Genomic DNA, 331 nt, shown 5'->3' on the forward strand with positions numbered 1-331 from the left:
CCCCACACAGGGGCCCACAGCGCTCCGCCCCCGCCGCCCAGGCCGCCGCCACCCACGGGCGGCGACGCTGATGGCCCTTCCCCTGGCGGCGCTGCTGCTCCTCGTCTTCGACGGCTGGGAGACGGTGGCCACACAGGCGTCGTCCGTGGGCGTGATGCTGGGGCGCTGAGCGGCGACCCCAGGCCCGGAAGAGCGGTCCGGGCGGGGACATCCACCCATGAAACCCCGTGGGGACGGGGGTGCGGCGGACGGCACAAAATGCCGCGCCCCGGGGGGGCGGCGCCCGCCATTGGCCGGTCCCCGGTGGAGCCCCGCCCGGCGGGGGGGGCCA

The sequence above is a fragment of the Streptomyces sp. NPDC058964 genome (assembly GCF_042741275.1).
In the GTDB taxonomy this organism is placed as follows: Bacteria; Actinomycetota; Actinomycetes; order Streptomycetales; family Streptomycetaceae; genus Streptomyces.